Origin of the sequence: Bradyrhizobium sp. STM 3809, assembly GCF_000239795.1 — a bacterium.
In the GTDB taxonomy this organism is placed as follows: domain Bacteria; phylum Pseudomonadota; class Alphaproteobacteria; order Rhizobiales; family Xanthobacteraceae; genus Bradyrhizobium.
Window position 1 is genome coordinate 1 of the sequence record NZ_CAFJ01000702.1, and the last position, 17,504, is coordinate 17,504.

The window sequence follows — 17,504 nt, forward strand, 5'->3', positions numbered from 1 at the left end:
CCACGCCGCCAGGCCAAATTGGAGTCGGAGAGGCTTCCAATGCGAGTAGGGCTGAGGCGAACTCGGTCAGCCCAATTGAGGTTGCGCGATTGCGATTGGGCAGTAGCACGATCCGACACAAGCGTCCAAACCGGTTCTAAATCGCCGGCAATGGTCAACCGGACGGTAAGAACCGTTTCGCAGTTCTTCTCCGGCTCATCTTCAATGGTTTGAGTATCGACGTTGCATCCCCTTAGGTAGTTGCCGTAAGCTTCCATATTCTTTAGCGCGTCGTCCAATTCACCGATCGTAATCGTGATGATGATCGGTTTATCGACGTCGAGATTGTGAAAGTCGGCATCAGTGAATTGAGCGTTACGCCGAGCGCCGAGGCAAAGGTCGATCGCGTCAAGGATCGAAGACTTGCCGACGTCGCCTGGACCCATCAGGCAGTTGATACCCGGCGATGGCCACCACGAAAAATCTCGGATGCGGCGGAAATTGCTGATTTCGATGTGACGAATCCGTGCCAATAGCTCCCCCTATTTGCGTAGCGTTCCACAACCGGAGATTTTGCGCTAGAGTTTTTCTCCTGATGGGGTTTATCCGGACATTTCCCATTGCGCTTTATCCGAAATCATGCTCTACTCCGCGCATCCCGTCCCGCTGAGGGGGCGCTTCGCGATCGTCACGGACGTCGGGTGCGGGATGCGGTGGGCGCAGCGGGGCGTCGCGTGGTTTGCGCGCGGACGAACGATCCCGGTGCGACGAGGAAGTCGCGTGGTTCTGGCATCCCGGTGCTGATGCCAAGTCGGCGAGGACGAAGTCGCCGATGACGGGGCCAACAAGCCGGTCCCCGGGAAGAGCGCGTATAAATCGTAACACCATCGCGCAGGGAAGGTCGGAAGTGTCGGCCGAACCTGTGGTGACTGCCGCCTGCTTTTCTTTCTGCAGGCGGGCCATGGGAGAGGCCAGCTCCCGACCTTCCCTGCGCCCTCTGTTCGACGAGGGCGATGCCGTCTTGGACAACTCGGGCGACAACGCGCCGCGGGAACGAATGCTGTTGCGATGAGCTTTGGCTTGCAGGAGGGGCCTCGCCCTTCGAGACGCACGCCTTTGGCGTGCTCCTCAGGGTGAGGAGCGCGGGCTGTCTCCGGAGGTCGCCTTTCTCTGCCGTCAGTGGCAGCGTCGAGCTCATGGCCAAGCCTCTCTCCATGAACGAGCTGTTGGCGTGTTGATGGTCCGCCGTGCAATGGCGCCCTCGGCTCTTGACCCTCATGGTGAGGAGCGCCGCGCCGATCGGCTCGATGCGAGGTGAGATCATCGCGCGTCTCGAACCATGAGGCCCCGCTGGCGCCCCGTAACAATCCGGGAACCTGGCCGGTCACACTCCCGTGTGAAGCGGCTGTGCAAGGCGGAAAGCTGCACTGCGATGGATGCCTCACGGCTGCCTTTGTGCTAGGGTGAACATCCGGGCAACCTGGAGAGATTGTTGAGCGGCGAGACCCCCGAGCCGGCGCGGCCGGCAAGCAGCACCCGTGATGGGCTGGCGAACGCCGGCTCGACCAACAATGGGCCGGCCAATGACGGGCTTGCGCGGCTGAAGCTGGCGCAGGCGCTGCAGCGGGCGCGATTGGCCATCGCCTGGGAGCAGGGCTGGCCGCATCTGGCGCGGCTGCTGGTGGTCATCGGGCTGTTCCTGGTCGTCTCCTGGGCCGGGCTGTGGCTTGGTTTGCCGCTGTTGGCCCGGGCCATCGGCATCGCGCTGTTCGTCGCGCTGTTTGTTGCCGCCGCGATCCCCGCGCTGCGCTTCCGCTGGCCGGCGCGCGAGCAGGGGCTGGCGCGGCTCGATCGCGGCTCGGGCATCGCCCATCGTCCCGCCACCGCGCTGACCGACACGCTGTCGACCCAGGATCCGATCGCGCGCGCGCTGTGGCAGGCGCAGCGCGAGCGCACCTTGGCCTCGATCAAGGCCATCCGTGCCGGCACGCCGCGGCCGCGGCTGTCGCTGCATGATCCCTGGGCGGTGCGCGCGCTGGTCGTCGTGCTGCTGGTCGCGACTTATTTTGCCGCCGGCGACGAGCGGCGGCTGCGCGTCGCCGCGGCGTTCGACTGGAACGGCGTGCTGACGCCGGTGCCGATCCGGGTCGATGCCTGGGTCAAGCCGCCGCTCTACACCGCCAAGCCGCCGATCATCCTGTCCGCCGCCAACAAGGAAGCCGCGGTGCCGCCGAGCGGCCCGATCGTGGTGCCCGCGGGCTCGACCCTGATCGTGCGCTCCAGCGGCGGCGTGCTCGACGTGATCACCTCGGGCGGCGTCGCCGAGGCCGCCCCGAACGAGGTGGCCGCCGGCGAGGCGCCCAAGGACCTCGGCGACAAGCGAGCCGGCGACAAGGGTGTCGGTGACAAGGGCACCACCGAGAAGCATTTCCTGATCAAGACCGACGGCACCGCACATGTGCGCGCGCCGTCCGGCCAGCCGCAATGGGCGTTCACCGCGACGCCGGACAAGCCGCCTGTCATCAGCATGGCCAAGGATCCCGAGCGCCAGGCGCGCGGCTCGCTGAAACTGTCCTACAAGCTCGAGGACGATTACGGCGTCACCGAAGCCAAGGCGAAGATCACCGCGCGGGCCGCCGACAAGCCGTCCGATGCGCCGGAGGCGCGGCCGCTGTTCCAGCCGCCGGAGTTTGCGCTGGTGCTGCCGAACGCGCGCACCCGCAACGGCGTCGGCCAGACCGTCAAGGATCTCAGTGAGGACCCGTATGCCGGCGCCGACGTGACGGTCACCTTGACCGCCAAGGACGAGGCCGGCAACGAGGGCCGGAGCGAGCCGTTCGAGACCCGCCTGCCGGAGCGGCTGTTCACCAAGCCCCTGGCGCGGGCGCTGATCGAGCAGCGCCGCATCCTGGCGCTCGACGGCAACCGCAATGGCGACGTGTTCACCGCGCTGGACGCGCTGGCGATCGCGCCGGAAATGTTCACGCCGGATCCCGGCCAGTATCTTGGCCTGCATTCGGTCACCCGGCAGCTCGAGATGGCGCGCACCGACGACGCGCTGCGCGAGGTCGTCGCCAGCCTGTGGTCGCTCGCCGTCACCATCGAGGACGGCAACATCACCGATGTCGACAAGGCGCTGCGCGCCGCGCAGGACGCGCTGAAGCAGGCGCTGGAGCGCGGCGCCAGCGACGACGAGATCAAGAAGCTCGCCGACGATCTGCGCCGCGCGATGGACAACTACATGCGCCAGCTCGCCGAGCAACTGCGCAACAACCCGCAGATGTCGCAGCGCGCGCCCGATCCCAACACCAGGTTCGTGCGCCCGCAGGACCTGCAGAACATGATCGACCGCATGGAGCGGCTGTCGCGCTCCGGCGACAAGGACAGCGCGCGCGAGCTGCTCGAGCAGCTGCAGCAGATGCTGGAGAACCTGCAGACGGCGCGGCCCAACCAGGGCGGCGACAACGAGATGGAGCAGGCGCTCAACGAGCTCAACGACATCATCCGCAAGCAGGACCAGCTCCGCAACAAGACCTTCAAGAAGGGCCAGGACTCCCGGCGCGACCGCGGCCGCAACTCGCGCGACCAGGGCCAGGTGCCGCTGCCCAAGGAGGTCGAGCTGATCCTGAAGAAGTCGAAGGAGCTGCGCGACAAGACGTTGAGCGCCTCGCCGGAGGAGCTCGAGAGCATCCTGAAGCAGCAGGAATCGTTGAAGACCCAGCTGCGCAATTGGCGCGAATCGCAGGGAGCGCGGTGACGCATGATGGACCGCCCGATCGATCACCCGACATCACAAGCCGCGCCGCTTCGCGTGCCGCGCCGCCGCGGCGGCCGCGCGCTGCTGCGGATCGGCGTGCTCGCCGGCTGCTGCCTGATCGCCGCGCCCGCCTTCGCCGACGCGCTCGACGAGTATCTCGACAAGGCCGAGCAGGCCATGCAGGACTCGATCGACAGCCTCAAGAACAAGAGCTCGGACGAGAGCGCCAGCCACCAGTCGACCGCGATTCGCGAGCTCGAACGCTATCTCACCGGCGACCTGCAGCAGGAGCAGCAGGCGCTGCGCGACCGGCTGAAGCAGCTGCAGGAGCAGCTCGCCAAGCGCGGCATGAGCCCGAAGGGCGAGAAGGGGCAGCAGGGCCAGAAGGGTCAGCCCGGCCAGCAGGGCGAGCAGGGCGATCCCGGTGACGACGGCGACCAGGGCGATGCCGGCGACGGGCTCGACGAGGCCGATGGCGCGATGGGCGACGCCGGCAGTCAGCTCGGCGACAACAATGCCGACGGCGCGGTCGAGTCGCAGGGCAAGGCGCTGGACGCGCTGCGCAAGGGCGCGCAGAGCCTGGCCCAGGCGATGCAGCAGGGCGACGGCGACCAGCCCGGCGACGGCCCGGGCCAGGCGCCGGGACGGCAGGCCGGCGCGCCGCCGATGGATCCGCTCGGCCGGCCGCTGCACGGCCGCGATATCGACGATTTCTCGCAGAAGATCCCCGGCGAGATCGACGTGCAGCGCGTCCGCCGCATTTTGGAGGAGCTGCGCCGCCGCTCCGCCGACCCGTCGCGGCCGCAGATCGAGCTCGACTACATCGAGCGGCTGCTGAAGGAGAACTGATCAGGCGCCGAGATCGTGGATGAGGGGCGTCAGACCTGTCGCCGAGATGTCGAGCGTCGCCAGCGTGATCGGCAGCCTGAAGCGGCGCGGCCCCGCGCTGCCGGGATTGAGGTAGAGCACGCCGCCTCGGGTCTCGATGCCGGCGCGATGCGAATGGCCTGACACGACGACGTCGATGCCGGTTGCCGCGGGATCGATCTGGAGATCGTGGACGTCGTGCACGACGTGGACCATCCAGCCGCCGAGGCTGACGGTCGCGGTGGCGGCATAGGCCGCCGCCCAGTCCGCGGTATCGACATTGCCGCGGATCGCGGTGACCGGCGCGATTCCTCGCAGCCGGTCGATGATCTCGGGGCGGCCGATGTCGCCGGCGTGGATGATGTGATCGACGCCGGAAAGATGCTGCTCCGCCTCGGGCCGCAGCAGCCCGTGGGTGTCGGAGATGATGCCGATCCTGCGCATCGTCGCTGGCCCGCGTTCGCGACGGCTCAGGTGATCGTCAGGATTTCGAGCTCCTGCCCGGTCACCTCGGCGACGTCGCCGGCCGCCTTGCCCATCAACAGGCGCGCCACCGGCGAGACGTGCGAGATCATGCCGCGCTTGGGGTCGGCCTCGTCCTCGCCGACGATCCGGTACGTCTGCACGCGGCCGTCGCCGCGCCGGAACGTCACGGTGCTGCCGAACGCGATCGTCTCCGTGGAGGCGGGCGGCGGCATCAGTTGCGCGGTGCGCAGCCGGGCCGCGAAGTACCGCGCGTCGCGCAGCGGCAGCGCCTGCTCGCGCCGGCGCTCATTGACGTCCGCGATCGCCTGCGCGGCGTCATACGCCGCCTGCGCCGCGTGCAGCTGATCCTCCAGCGCCCTCAGGCCCGCCTCGGTGACGAGATTGGGATGCGGCGACACCGGCCGGTCCGGCAGCATCGTCTCCGCCGCCGTCTCCGCGCTCTCTTCCTTGGTGAATGCCACGCTCACGCCACTCTCCTCTCGCCGCCGCCCGATGCGCAGCGCGTCGAGGAGAGATCATGCGGCAGAGGCGGATTTCAAGCGGCCATCATCGGCACGCGCATGACGGACGCGCCCCTTGACATGGGCTTTTCGCGAGGCTTGAATATACGAACTATAGTTCGCAATCCGAACCAGATCAAGTTGAAAATGCCCGCCATCGAGACGGGCGTCAAGCAGGAAACGTCGGAGCCTCCCGTGGACGAGGACACCAAGGCAGCCAAAAGCGTCGTGCAGTCGCTGGCGAAGGGTTTTCAGGTGTTGAACGCCTTCACCAGCGACGAGCCCGAGCTCGTGCTGGCGGACGTTTCGCGCCGGGCCTCGCTCGACAAGGGCACGACGTTCCGCCTGCTGAACACGCTGGTGATGCTCGGCTATGTCGAGAAGGTCGGCGACAGCAGGCGCTTCCGCCTGACGCTGAAATGCCTCGACCTTGGCTTCAACGCGATCGCGCGCTCCGAGCTGCGCGACCAGGCGCGGCCGATCCTGCGCAGCCTCGTCGGCGAGATGAACGAGGCCGCCTCGCTGGCCGTGCTCGACGGCAGCGACATCGTCTATGTCGAACGCATCCAGGCCGGCCTCGTCCGGCTCGGCGTCGACGTCCGCATCGGCAGCCGCGCGCCGGTCTATTCCACCGCCGTCGGCCAGGCGCTGCTCGCGCTGCTGCCGGTGGAGACCCAGATCGAGGTGCTCGAGGCGCAGCCGCGCATCAAGCGCACCGAAACCACCATCACCGATCTCGATGCTCTGCTGCAGCGGCTGCGCAAGGTGAAGGCGGCGGGCTACGCGCTCTCAAACCAGGAAAACGCGCCGGGGCTGTGCGTGCTCGCAGCGCCCGTCGTCGACCGCGACGGCGTGCCGCTCGCCGCGATCAGTGTCGCCGCGCCGACCATGCGCATCTCCGCGGAGGCGTTCGAGCGCATGGGCGTCGCGCCGCTGTTGCGCGCGGCCGCGCAGCTGTCGCGTGCGCTCGAAGCCATGGGCGGCGCCACCGCCACCGTTTCCAACCGATGACATCAGAACTCACCAGGAGCCCGACATGAGCGTCATGACCAACTTCAAGGGGATCATCCCGGCGATCGCCGTCCCCTTCAACGCCGACCACTCGATCGACGAGGCGGAGCTGACGCGCTATGCGGCCTGGCTCGGCAAGCGCCGCGGCATCGTCGGCATCATGACCAACGGCCACACCGGCGAGGTGTTCAGCCTCACCGCGAAGGAGCGCGCCGAGGTGACGCGCATCGTCGCCAGGGCGCTCACCGGCATCTGCCCGACCATCTCTTCCGTCGTCTGCGAAGGCATCAAGGACGGCATCGAGCATGCGCTGATGGCCAAGGAGGCCGGCGCCACCGCGCTCGACATCATGCCGCCGCATCACTGGCTGCGCTTCGGCTTCAAGCGCGAGCATTGCCTCGACTACTTCAACGCGATCGGCGAGGCGACGAAGCTGCCGCTGATCGTCCACGTCTATCCGGCCTGGACGCGCGCCTCGTTCTCCTCCGAGCTGCTCGCCGAGCTCGCCCGCCTCGACCATGTCCAGGCGTTCAAGATCGGCACCCGGGAGATGAACAAGTATGCGCGCGACCTCAAGGCGATCCGCGCCGCGGCGCCGCACAAGGCGCTGCTCACCTGCCACGACGAATATCTGCTGGCGTCGATGGTGCAGGGCGTCGACGGCGCGCTGGTCGGCTTCGCTTCGCTGATCCCCGACCTGATCCACGATCTGTTCGCCGCGGTCACCGCCGGCGATCTCAAGCTCGCGATGAAGCTGCAGAGCATGATCGATCCGCTGAAGGACGCGGTCTATGGCGCGGGCGAGCCGACCGGCGAGGCGCATGGCCGCATGAAGGCCGCGATGCAGGTTGCCGGCGTCATCCGCGACGCCACGGTCCGGCCGCCGACGCATGCGCCGAGCGCCGAGGAGATGGCCGCGATCCGCGCCGCGGTGGCCGCGGCCGGTCTGACGGTGAAGGCTGCGGCGTGAGCCTGCGATGAAGCGGTGGCCGGGGCTGGCCCGGCTGCCGTGTCTGACAATCAACCAATAACGATCCGGGTGGACGCTCATGCTCATGATGGATGTCGAGACCGCACCCCGGCGCGCCGCGCCGGACGACGTGCTGATCGCGATCGACCAGGTGTCGAAGACCTACGTCTCGGCCTCGGGCGCTTCGGTGCATGCGCTGAGCCGGATCTCGCTCGACATCAAGCCGGGCGAGTTCGTCTGCGTCGTCGGTCCCTCGGGCTGCGGCAAGAGCACCTTGCTGCGCCTGCTCGCGGGCCTCGACGGTTACAGCGAGGGGCGTCTGCTGCTCGATGGCGAGACAGTCGCCGGCCCCTCGCGCAAGGTCGGCGTCGTGTTCCAGGCCGCCAACCTGCTGCCGTGGATGACGGTGCGCGACAATGTCGGGCTGCCGTTGCGCGTCGGGGGCCAGCATGCGCCGGCCGGTGATCGCATCGAGCGCCTGCTCGCCGTCACCGGCCTCGGCGATTTCGGCGACAAATATCCTTACGAGCTGTCCGGCGGCATGCAGCAGCGCGCCGGCATCTGCCGCGCGCTGGCGCGCGATCCCGAAATCCTGCTGATGGACGAGCCGTTCGGCGCGCTCGATGCGCTGACGCGCGAGCGCCTGAACCTCGAGCTGCAGCGGATCTGGCAGGAGAACCGCAAGACCATCCTGCTGATCACGCACTCGATCTCCGAGGCCATCTTCCTCGCCGACCGCGTCATCGTGATGTCGGCGCGCCCCGGCCGCATCCTGGCCGACCTGCATGTGCCGATCCCACGGCCGCGGACGTTCGACGACATCGTGCTGCATCCGGACTATGCGAGGCTCGCCAAGGAGGTGCGCGGGCTGCTCAATGCGCAGGAGCACGGCCATGACTGATCTCGCCAACGTCGCCGCCCCCGCCTTGTCCTCCACGCCAACGAAATCGCGCCGCCGTATCAGCCTGGGATCGCCGATCGCCTGGATCGGCCTCGCCGTGCTGATCGTGAGCTGGATCGCCGCGGTCAATCTGCTGAACATCCCGTCCTACATCCTGCCGAAGCCGGACGCGGTGCTCCGCGCGCTGTGGTCCGGGCTCGCCGTCAGCCCGACGAGTCCGCTCGGCTACTATCTGCCGCTGTGGAGCACGTTGAGCAACGCCGCCGTCGGCTGCGCGATCGGCGTCGGGCTCGGCCTCGTCATCGGCTCGTTGATGGCCGAGGTCGAGGCGATCGAGCGGCTGGTGATGCCCTATGCCTTCGCGCTGCAGAGCCTGCCGAAGGTGGCGATCGCGCCGCTGATCGTGATCTGGTTCGGCTTCGGCGACGGATCGAAGATCGCAATCTCGGCGCTGCTGTCGTTCTTCCCGGTGCTGATCAACAGCTTCACGGGCCTGCGCGCGGTCGAGCCGGAGCGGATCGACCTGATGCGCTCGCTCTCGGCTTCGCGCTTCGAGACCTATCGCATCGTGAAGCTGCCCAATGCCGCGCCCTTCATCTTCGCCGGCCTCGACATGGCCGTGGTGTACGCGCTGCTCGGCGCCATCGTCGCCGAATTCCTCGGCGCGCAGCGCGGCATGGGCGTCGTGATCACCCAGGCGCAGGCGGTGTCGGATGTCGCCGGCGTGTTCGCCGCGCTGATCATTCTCGGCGTGCTCGGCATCGTGCTGCACGGGATCGTGCGCTGGTGCGAGGCCAGGGTCGTGCACTGGGGCGCCAATCGAAACAAATAAGAGCGGGAGGAACGAACATGGTTTCGCGCAGGTCATTCCTGAAGAGCAGCGCCGGTGCGGCGCTGCTGATGAGCGGTGCGCCGTCGATCCTGATGGCGGCGGACGCCAGGAAGATCCGCTTCGGCGTCGGCCTCAAGGCGCTCAACGCCACCGTCATCAATTGCGTGATCGGCGAGGCGCTCGGCTACAATGCCGAGGAGGGCTTCTCGCTCGACGTCCAGGCGCTCGGCACCAATGCCAATGTGCAGGTGGCAACCGATCGTGGCACCGTCAACATCGGGGTCGGCGTGCCCTCGACCGCGCTGCCGCTGCTCGCCAAGGGCGAATGGAGCGGCGCGAAAATGTTCTATCAGTACACCTATCCCTACAAATGGGACATCGCCGTGCCGCCGGGCTCGGCGCTCAGGAGCTACACGGATCTGAAGGGCAGGAAGATCGGCGTCTCCGATTTCGGCGCCACCGAATATCCGGTGACCAAGAACGTGCTGAAGGCGCTCGGCCTCGATCCGGAAAAGGACGTGAGCTGGGTTGCCGTCGGCAACGGCACGCCGGCGGGCGTCGCCCTGCAGCGCGGCGTGATCGATGCGCTCGCCTATTTCGACACGGGCTTCGGCCAGATCGAGGCCGCCGGCATCGCGCTGGCCTATCTGCCGCGTCCGACCACGATCCCGATGGTCGGCGGCCAGTTCCTGATGGCGATGCCGGCAACGTTCGAAAAAGATCGCGATCTCCTCATCGGCTTCGGACGTTCGGTGTGCAAGGCCTCGCAGTTCCTGCTCGCCAATCCCGCCGCCGGCGCCAGGGCGTTCCTCAAGCTCTATCCCGAGACCGCGCCGCGCGGCGCCAGCGAGGACGAGGCGGTCAAGGCTGTGCTGCAGTCGATCAGCCGCCGCATCAAGCTTTACGCGCCGCCCTATGCCGACACGAAGATGGGCGCGATCAACGAGCAGGAGTTCCGCACCGAAGCGGCGATGAACGGGCTGGACATCAAGGACTATGCTGCGCTCTACACCAATGAGCTGATCGACAAGATCAACAATTTCGACGCGGTGAAGGTCAAGGCCGAGGCGGCTGCGTACAGGGGATGATGGCAGAGCATCACGACAGCGGCTCCGGTGGCCACGCGGTGGTGACCGGAACCAGCTCCGGCATCGGCCGCGCCATTGCCGAGCGGCTGCTCGCAGCCGGCTGGCGCGTGACCGGCATCGACCGCGCGCCATCGGCGCTGACGCAGGCGGGCTTCGTCGGCCTGCAGGCGGACCTTGGGGAATCCCAGGCCTTGGCCGCGCAGCTTGCCGGCGTCGGCGCGGTGACCGCGCTGGTCCATGCCGCCGGCTACATGCGCGTCGGCCGGCTCGGCGAGCTCGCGCCCGACCATGGCGAGGGCATGTGGCGCGTCCATGTCGGCGCCGCCGAGGCGCTGGCCAATGCGTTGGCTCCTCGCATGGGCGAGGGCGGCCGCATCGTGCTGATCGGCAGCCGCACCGCCAATGGCGCCGCGGGACGCAGCCAATATGCCGCGACCAAGGCGGCGCTCACGGGTCTCGCGCGCTCCTGGGCGATCGAGCTGGCGCCGCGCCGCATCACCGTCAACGTCATCGCGCCGGCCGCCACCGACACGCCGTTCCTGCGCGATCCCAGCCGCGCCGGCACCGCGCCGGTCCTGCCGCCGATGGGCCGCTTCGTCGATCCCGCCGAAGTCGCCGCGCTGACCGCCTTCCTGCTGTCGCCCGAGGCGGCCGCGATCACCGGACAGACCATCACCATCTGCGCCGGCGCCTCGCTCTAGACGGCGCTCGCGTCACCGATCAGGAGAAACAGCATGACCATTCGCATCGTCGACGTCCGCGAGGTGACGAAGCCGATCTCGTCGCCGATCCGCAACGCCTATATCGATTTCACCAAGATGACGTCGAGCCTGGTCGCGGTCATTACCAATGTCGAGCGCAACGGCCGCCCCGTCGTCGGCTACGGCTTCAACTCCAACGGTCGCTACGGCCAGGGCGGCCTGATCCGCGAGCGCTTTCGCGCGCGCCTGCTGGAGGCCGACCCGGCCTCGCTGCTCGACGCGACCAGGGACAACATCGACCCCGACAAGGCGTGGGCGGCGATGATGAGCAACGAGAAGCCCGGCGGCCATGGCGAGCGCTCGGTCGCGGTCGGCACGCTCGACATGGCGATCTGGGACGCGGCCGCCAAGATCGCCGACAAGCCGCTGTTCCGCCTGCTCGCCGAGCGCCACAACCGCAAGGCCGATCCGCGCGTGTTCGTCTACGCCGCCGGCGGCTATTACTATCCAGGCAAGGATCTCTCGGCGCTCCGCCGCGAGATGCGCGGCTATCTCGATCGCGGCTACAATGTCGTGAAGATGAAGATCGGCGGCGCGCCGATCGAGGAGGACCGCCAGCGCATCGAGGCCGTGCTCGAGGAGATCGGCCCGAACAACCAGCTTGCGGTCGATGCCAATGGCCGCTTCGACCTGGAGACCGCGATCGCCTACGCCAAGATGCTGCGCGACTATCCGCTGTTCTGGTACGAGGAGGCCGGCGATCCGCTCGACTATCATCTCCAGGCGACGCTCGCCGACTACTATCCCGGCCCGATGGCCACCGGCGAGAACCTGTTCAGCCATCAGGACGCGCGCAACCTGATCCGCTACGGCGGCATGCGCCCGGACCGCGACTGGCTGCAATTCGACTGCGCGCTATCCTATGGCCTGTGCGAATATCTGCGCACCCTCGACGTGCTCAAGACCCATGGCTGGTCGCCGTCGCGCTGCATCCCGCATGGCGGCCACCAGATGTCGCTCAACATCGCCGCCGGCCTCGGCCTCGGCGGCAATGAGAGCTATCCCGACCTGTTCCAGCCCTATGGCGGCTTCCCCGACGGCGTGACGGTGGTGGACGGCCACATCACCATGCCCGACCTCCCGGGCATCGGCTTCGAGGGCAAGTCGGACCTGTACGCGGAGATGCGCGCGCTCAGTGCCTGAGGTGACGATCAACGTCGTCGGCAGCGCGCGCGGGCCGGACTCGGCCCTGCGCGGGTAGCATGGTATTTGCGCGGCGCCTCCGCGCAAAGACGTGATAGGACAGGTCGGCTCGGTACTCTTGCTGTCATACGCGAGAGCATGTTGTTATGGCATGGCTAAGTACATTGCCATGCCCACCGATACTGAACAGCTCTCCGAACTCATCGCAGCGATCTACGACACCGCGTTCGATCCCGACCGCTGGCCGGATGCGCTCGCGCGGACCACGCAGTTCATGGATGCGACCGGCGCGACCTTCGCCGCCCATGACGCCGCGCGCAAGGAAGGCAATCCCTACTACACCCATGGCGGCGATCCCGCGCTCAACGCGCGCTACTACACCGAGACGGTGCGCTTCAATCCGGCGCTGGTGCCGATCAGCCTCTACCGCGAGCCCGGCGAGGTTTTCCACCTGACGGAACTGGTCGCCAACGACGAGCTGCGCCGCTCGCGCCTGTTCAAGGACTGGATGGAGCCCAGCGACTGGGGCGACTTCACCCATGCGCTGATCGAAAAATCCGGCACCCGCTTCTCGACCTTCGGCGTAGCGCATCCCTTGAGCCGTTCGCCGGCGGACGAGCAGGTCAAGGCGCGGCTGGGCTTGCTGGTGCCGCATGTCCTCCGCGCTGTGCAGATCTCCAATTCCATGCAGCTGCAGCGCGTCGAGCTCGACGCGATGACCGTCGCGCTGGAAGCGCTGAGCGCGGCCGTCTTTCTGCTGCGCGTCGAAGCCGACTACGTCTACGCCAACCCGGCGGCGCTGCAGCTCCTGGCCGACGGCCGCCTGGTTGCGGAAACTGACGGCCGGCTGCGTCCGATCGATGCGGACGCAGCGAAGCTGCTGCGCGAGGCGCTGCAGGCGTCCACCGACCTCGCGCTCGCCGCGCAGCCGGTCTCCATCATTCTCGGCCGTCATGGCGACGAGACCTGGGTCGGTCATGTGGTCTCGCTGAAGCAGGGGGCGCGCAGACGCGCCGGCCGCCATTACGACGTGGTCGCCGCGCTGTTTGTTCACCGCGCCGAAGCGCGCCGTCCGACGCTGGTCCAGGTGATCGCGGCCCAATTCAAGCTGACCGCCGCCGAAGCGCGCGTCCTGTTCGCAATCCTGACCGCCGACGGCGTCGCCGAGACCGCCGCTATCCTCGGCATCGCCGAGGAGACGGTGAAGACCCACCTGAAGCGGATCTACGCCAAGACCAACACCAGCGGGCAGGCCGAATTGTTCAAGCTGCTGCTGGCCTATGCCAATCCGATGGTTGGCTGATACCTCGTTTGTGGCGTCGTTGCCACAGCCAAGGCGAAACCAAGGCCGTATCCCTCGCGCGGGTGACGACCTGATGTCGCACCCCCGATACCCGTTGTCCATTGCATGCAGGCCGCCATGTCGCGGTCGGCAACGGAGGACATCGGCATGAATCGTTGTTTGTTAGTTGCAACCGCGGCGCTCCTGGCCGGCTCGGCCGCGGCCGCCAACGCGGCCGACCTGGCCGCGCGGACCTACACGAAGGCTCCCGCGCCGATGGCGGTGGCGTATGATTGGAGTGGCTTCTATGCCGGCCTCAATGGCGGCGGCGGCTGGAGCCACACATGCTGGACCAACACCAGCACGCTCGGCGGTCCGACGGTTCCGGCTTTTGGTGAAGGCTGTCATGACGCGACCGGCGGTCTGGTCGGCGGTCAGATCGGCTATCGCTGGCAGGCCGCGAACTGGGTGTTCGGCCTCGAGGGGCAGGGCGACTGGGCCTCGCTGCAGGGCTCGAATGCGAGCCTGGCCTCGGCGCCGATCTTCGGCTTCGCCGCGACCAACCAGAGCAAGATCGATGCGATCGGGCTGATCACCGGTCAGGTCGGTTACGCCTGGAACAACGTGCTGTGGTACGCGAAGGGCGGCGCGGCCGTGGTTCACGACAAATACCAGGGATCGCTGACGGTGACGTCGACCGCGTTCGACCGGGCCAGCGAAACGCGCTGGGGCGCCGCCGTCGGCACCGGCCTCGAAGTCGGCTTCGCCCCGAACTGGTCCGTCGGCGTCGAGTATGACCACCTGTTCCTCGGCACCCGCGACGTCAACCTGATCTCGCTGCTGCCGCCGGCCGGCGGCCCGTCGCGCACCGACCGCATCAAGCAGGACCTGGACATGGTGACCGTCCGCCTGAACTATCGGTTCGGCGGGCCGGTGGTCGCCAAGTACTGACGCAAGTACGAGCGTTAGTCAGAACACCGACTCGATATTTTGAAACGACTGATTGCGACCGACGCGGAGGCCATGGGCCTCCGCGCATGGGGCCATGCTGCGCCGATCGCCACGATTTCCAATCTCTGGGTTATCTCAAATGTCATTCATGCGTTTCGGACTATCTCTCGCACTTCTTGCCGTTCTCCCGCCCACATTGACCCAGCCGGCGATCGCCGATGGCGGTAGCGGCTTCGGATTGACGACGACCCAGGCCGGCGGAACGGATAGTATCACGGGTCCCGGCGGAGCCGGCGGCGATGGGCCTGCGACAAGCTTTGTCGCAGCGGGGGGAGGTGGCGGCGCAGGAGTTTCGGGAGGGCAAGGAGGAAGCGGTGTAGATGTGCTCTCGTTTTACCCTACGACGCTCTACTCGGCAGGAGGCGCCGGCGGCGTCGCCGGCGTGAACGGGGGCAACGGAGGCGATGCCGTTGCGACTGGCGTCGGTGGGGGCGGCGGCGGCGGTGCCCACGGCTTGGTCAGCGCGGGCCTTCCCGCGGCGGCTGTGGCCGGCGGCCACGGTGGCAACGGTGCAGGGTCTTATATTGGCGGTGGAGGTGGCGCCGGCGGCTACGGAGCGGTGGTGACGGGCACTGGCAATCTCGGCTCGCTCAATGCGTCGGTGACCGGAGGAGCGGGTGGAACGGGCGGTGTCGCAGGCGGCCGCGGACAAGGCGGGTCGGGAGGCATTGGACTGCTGTTCAGCAATCCGCTCGGCGCCACCGCGATCATCAATGCGCCCGTAACCGGGGGCGACAGCGGACCCGGAAACTCTGGTGGCGGAGCCGGCGAGCCGGGCGCCGGCATCGTCGGCCAGAACCTCGACCTCACCATCAACAGCGCCGTGATCGGCGGCATCAAGCGCGACAACTCGAATATTCGCGCCAATCCCATCACCTTCACCGGCGGCGTCAATCACCTGACTCTGGCCGCCGGCGCCGCGATCACCGGCAATGTGACCGCGTTCAGCACGGCGGACACGCTTGGGCTCGGCGGCGCGACCGACGCCAGCTTCGACCTCACGCAGATCGGATCGAAATATCTCGGCTTCGGCCGGTTCGCCAAGACCGGCAGCAGCAGCTGGCAGCTCACCGGAAGCAATCCATCGGCAATGCCGTGGACTATCAGCAGCGGTGTGCTCAACGTATCGGGATCGGCCGCGTCCGCGACGTTCACCGCGGATGGAGGAACTCTGGGCGGCTCCGGCCTGGTCGGTGGTGCTCAGATCAACAACGGCGGTACGCTGGCTCCCGGCAACGGCACGGCGGGCTCATCGATCAGCATCGCCAACAATCTCGCCTTTCAGTCCGGCGCGGCCTATCTGGTGCAGCTCTCGCCGGCGGCAGCGTCGTTCGCGTCGGTCGGCGGCACCGCCACGCTCGGCGGCGCGACGGTCCAGGCCGTGTTCGCCAATGGCAGCTATGTCGCGACGACCTATACGGTCCTGACCGCAGCCGGCGGCGTGTCAGGCACCTTCGCCCCCGCCGTGGCCAGCACCAACCTTCCGGTGAATTTCCGCACCACGCTGAGCTATGATGCGAACGACGTCTATCTGAGCCTGAGCTTCGCCTTTCCCCAGGGACTCAACGCCAATCAGCAGCAGGTCGGGCAGGCGCTCACCGGTTTCTTCAACAGCACCGGCGGCATCCCGCTGGTCTACGGCACGCTCACGCCAGCCGGGCTGACGCAGGCCGCGGGTGAGCTCGGCACGGGCACGCAGCAGGCGACCTTCGATGCGATGGGACGATTCACCGGGCTGCTGACCGACCCCTTTGCCGGCAGCGCGGCCGGCGACGGCGGTTCAGACGCAGGGACGCTCGCCTTCGCTGCGGATGGCGCGCGCGATCGTCAGGCCGGCGCGCGCAATGCGTTCGCTTGGCTGAACGGCTCGCCATCGTCGGGATCGGACGCGTCACGATGGAGCGTGTGGGCCTCCGGCTTCGGCGGCACCCAGCGCACGACAGGCGATGCCGCCGCCGGGACGAGCGCCGCGAACAGCAGCCTGTACGGGACCGCGGTCGGCGCCGACTATCGGCTCGCGCCCGGCACGACGGCCGGCTTCGCGCTCGCCGGCGGCGGCACCGCCTTCAACCTGGCCGCGTCCGGCAGCGGCCGCTCCGACCTGTTCCAGGCCGCCGCCTATTTCAGGCACTGGTCCGGCCCGTCCTATGTCGCGGCGGCGCTCGCCTATGGCTGGCAGGACGTCACGACGGATCGCACCGTCACCATCGCCGGCACTGACCGCCTGCATGCCGAGTTCAAGCCGAACGCCTATTCCGGCCGGCTCGAAGCGGGTCATCGCGTCGTCGCGCCCTGGCTCGCCGGCATCGCGCTGACGCCTTACGCGGCCGCGCAGCTCACGCGCTTCGATCTGCCGGCCTATGCCGAGCAGGTCAGCGCCGGCACCGGCGCTTTCGCGCTCACCTATGCGGCGAAGTCCGTCACCGCGACGCGCAGCGAGATCGGCCTGCGCGGCGACAGGTCGTTCGCGCAGCAGGACGGCGTCCTGACTCTGCGCGGCCGTCTCGCCTGGGCGCATGATTTCAACGTCGACCGCTCGCTCGCCGCGACCTTCCAGGCGCTGCCCGGCGCGAGCTTCGTGGTCAACGGCGCGCGGCCCGCCGCTGACTCCGCGCTGGCCACCGCCACCGCCGAGATCCGCTGGCACGGCGGCTGGTCGGCCGCCGCGAGCTTCGAGGGCGAGTTCTCCAAAGTCACCTCGTCCTACGCAGGCCGCGGCGTCCTCCGCTACGCTTGGTAGTTCACGACGATGTAATTCTGAACGCGACCCGGTCACGTCGGGGTCGTCGCGCCCGACGGGCCGTTCGCTCATGGCAGCTCTGCACGAACTGCCCGTCGAGCCAGTTTGTCGCAGGTTTCAACCTTGTGTCGTCGGGCAAATCACATCCACATTTCCGCGCATCCCGCCTCACTCGG

The 17,504-nt window shown here is 67.8% G+C and carries 15 protein-coding genes; 12 read left to right on the top strand and 3 right to left on the bottom strand.

The genetic code is table 11. The features are described from left to right. A partial coding sequence (locus BRAS3809_RS30735) for an AAA family ATPase (protein ID WP_139017479.1) occupies positions 1 to 512 on the bottom strand: 512 nt, incomplete at its 3' end. Positions 513 to 1,471: 959 nt separating this feature from the next. Between BRAS3809_RS30735 and BRAS3809_RS30740 the strand changes: the two genes are divergently transcribed. Next, positions 1,472 to 3,736: a TIGR02302 family protein gene (locus BRAS3809_RS30740; RefSeq protein WP_008965915.1), complete on the top strand. Its 2,265-nt coding sequence runs from the start codon at positions 1,472 to 1,474 to the stop codon at positions 3,734 to 3,736. A 3-nt stretch (positions 3,737 to 3,739) separates the two neighbouring features. Further along, the gene (locus tag BRAS3809_RS30745; RefSeq protein WP_008965916.1) at positions 3,740 to 4,585 is read left to right on the top strand and encodes a DUF4175 family protein; all 846 of its coding nucleotides are present in this window, start codon (positions 3,740 to 3,742) and stop codon (positions 4,583 to 4,585) included. Here the strand turns inward: BRAS3809_RS30745 and BRAS3809_RS30750 are convergent, their stop codons facing one another. Further along, positions 4,586 to 5,047, bottom strand: coding sequence for a metallophosphoesterase family protein (locus BRAS3809_RS30750; protein WP_008965917.1), 462 nt, complete (start codon positions 5,045 to 5,047; stop codon positions 4,586 to 4,588). 26 nt (positions 5,048 to 5,073) lie between these two features. Further along, complete coding sequence (gene greA, locus BRAS3809_RS30755; protein WP_008965918.1) at positions 5,074 to 5,556, bottom strand: transcription elongation factor GreA; 483 nt, start codon at positions 5,554 to 5,556, stop codon at positions 5,074 to 5,076. A 228-nt stretch (positions 5,557 to 5,784) separates the two neighbouring features. Here greA and BRAS3809_RS30760 point away from each other — a divergent pair, with 228 nt between their 5' ends. From BRAS3809_RS30760 to BRAS3809_RS30805, 10 genes are all read left to right on the top strand, one after another. Next, positions 5,785 to 6,600 (top strand): IclR family transcriptional regulator, encoded by an 816-nt coding sequence (locus BRAS3809_RS30760; protein ID WP_035659562.1) that lies wholly within the window; start codon positions 5,785 to 5,787, stop codon positions 6,598 to 6,600. A gap of 25 nt (positions 6,601 to 6,625) precedes the next feature. Beyond that, positions 6,626 to 7,570 (top strand): dihydrodipicolinate synthase family protein, encoded by a 945-nt coding sequence (locus BRAS3809_RS30765; protein ID WP_008965920.1) that lies wholly within the window; start codon positions 6,626 to 6,628, stop codon positions 7,568 to 7,570. 79 nt (positions 7,571 to 7,649) lie between these two features. Further along, positions 7,650 to 8,471, top strand: a complete 822-nt coding sequence (locus tag BRAS3809_RS30770; RefSeq protein WP_008965921.1) for an ABC transporter ATP-binding protein — start codon at positions 7,650 to 7,652, stop codon at positions 8,469 to 8,471. Beyond that, a complete protein-coding gene (locus tag BRAS3809_RS30775; RefSeq protein ID WP_008965922.1) occupies positions 8,464 to 9,303 on the top strand; it encodes an ABC transporter permease in 840 nt (279 codons plus the stop codon). Before BRAS3809_RS30770 ends, BRAS3809_RS30775 begins: the two co-directional genes overlap by 8 nt. A 17-nt stretch (positions 9,304 to 9,320) precedes the next feature. Next, positions 9,321 to 10,391, top strand: coding sequence for an ABC transporter substrate-binding protein (locus tag BRAS3809_RS30780; RefSeq protein WP_008965923.1), 1,071 nt, complete (start codon positions 9,321 to 9,323; stop codon positions 10,389 to 10,391). Beyond that, the gene (locus BRAS3809_RS30785) at positions 10,388 to 11,092 is read left to right on the top strand and encodes an SDR family NAD(P)-dependent oxidoreductase (protein WP_008965924.1); all 705 of its coding nucleotides are present in this window, start codon (positions 10,388 to 10,390) and stop codon (positions 11,090 to 11,092) included. The genes BRAS3809_RS30780 and BRAS3809_RS30785 overlap by 4 nt, the downstream gene beginning before the upstream one ends. A gap of 33 nt (positions 11,093 to 11,125) precedes the next feature. Continuing rightward, positions 11,126 to 12,295, top strand: a complete 1,170-nt coding sequence (locus tag BRAS3809_RS30790) for a mandelate racemase/muconate lactonizing enzyme family protein (protein WP_008965925.1) — start codon at positions 11,126 to 11,128, stop codon at positions 12,293 to 12,295. A 151-nt stretch (positions 12,296 to 12,446) separates the two neighbouring features. After that, positions 12,447 to 13,598, top strand: coding sequence for a helix-turn-helix transcriptional regulator (locus BRAS3809_RS30795; RefSeq protein ID WP_083839196.1), 1,152 nt, complete (start codon positions 12,447 to 12,449; stop codon positions 13,596 to 13,598). Between the two features lie 147 nt (positions 13,599 to 13,745). Next, on the top strand, positions 13,746 to 14,528 hold the full coding sequence (locus BRAS3809_RS30800; RefSeq protein WP_008965927.1) for an outer membrane protein: 783 nt from the start codon (positions 13,746 to 13,748) through the stop codon (positions 14,526 to 14,528). A 382-nt stretch (positions 14,529 to 14,910) separates the two neighbouring features. Next, complete coding sequence (locus BRAS3809_RS30805; RefSeq protein WP_008965929.1) at positions 14,911 to 17,328, top strand: autotransporter family protein; 2,418 nt, start codon at positions 14,911 to 14,913, stop codon at positions 17,326 to 17,328. The last annotated feature ends 176 nt before the right edge of the window (positions 17,329 to 17,504 follow it).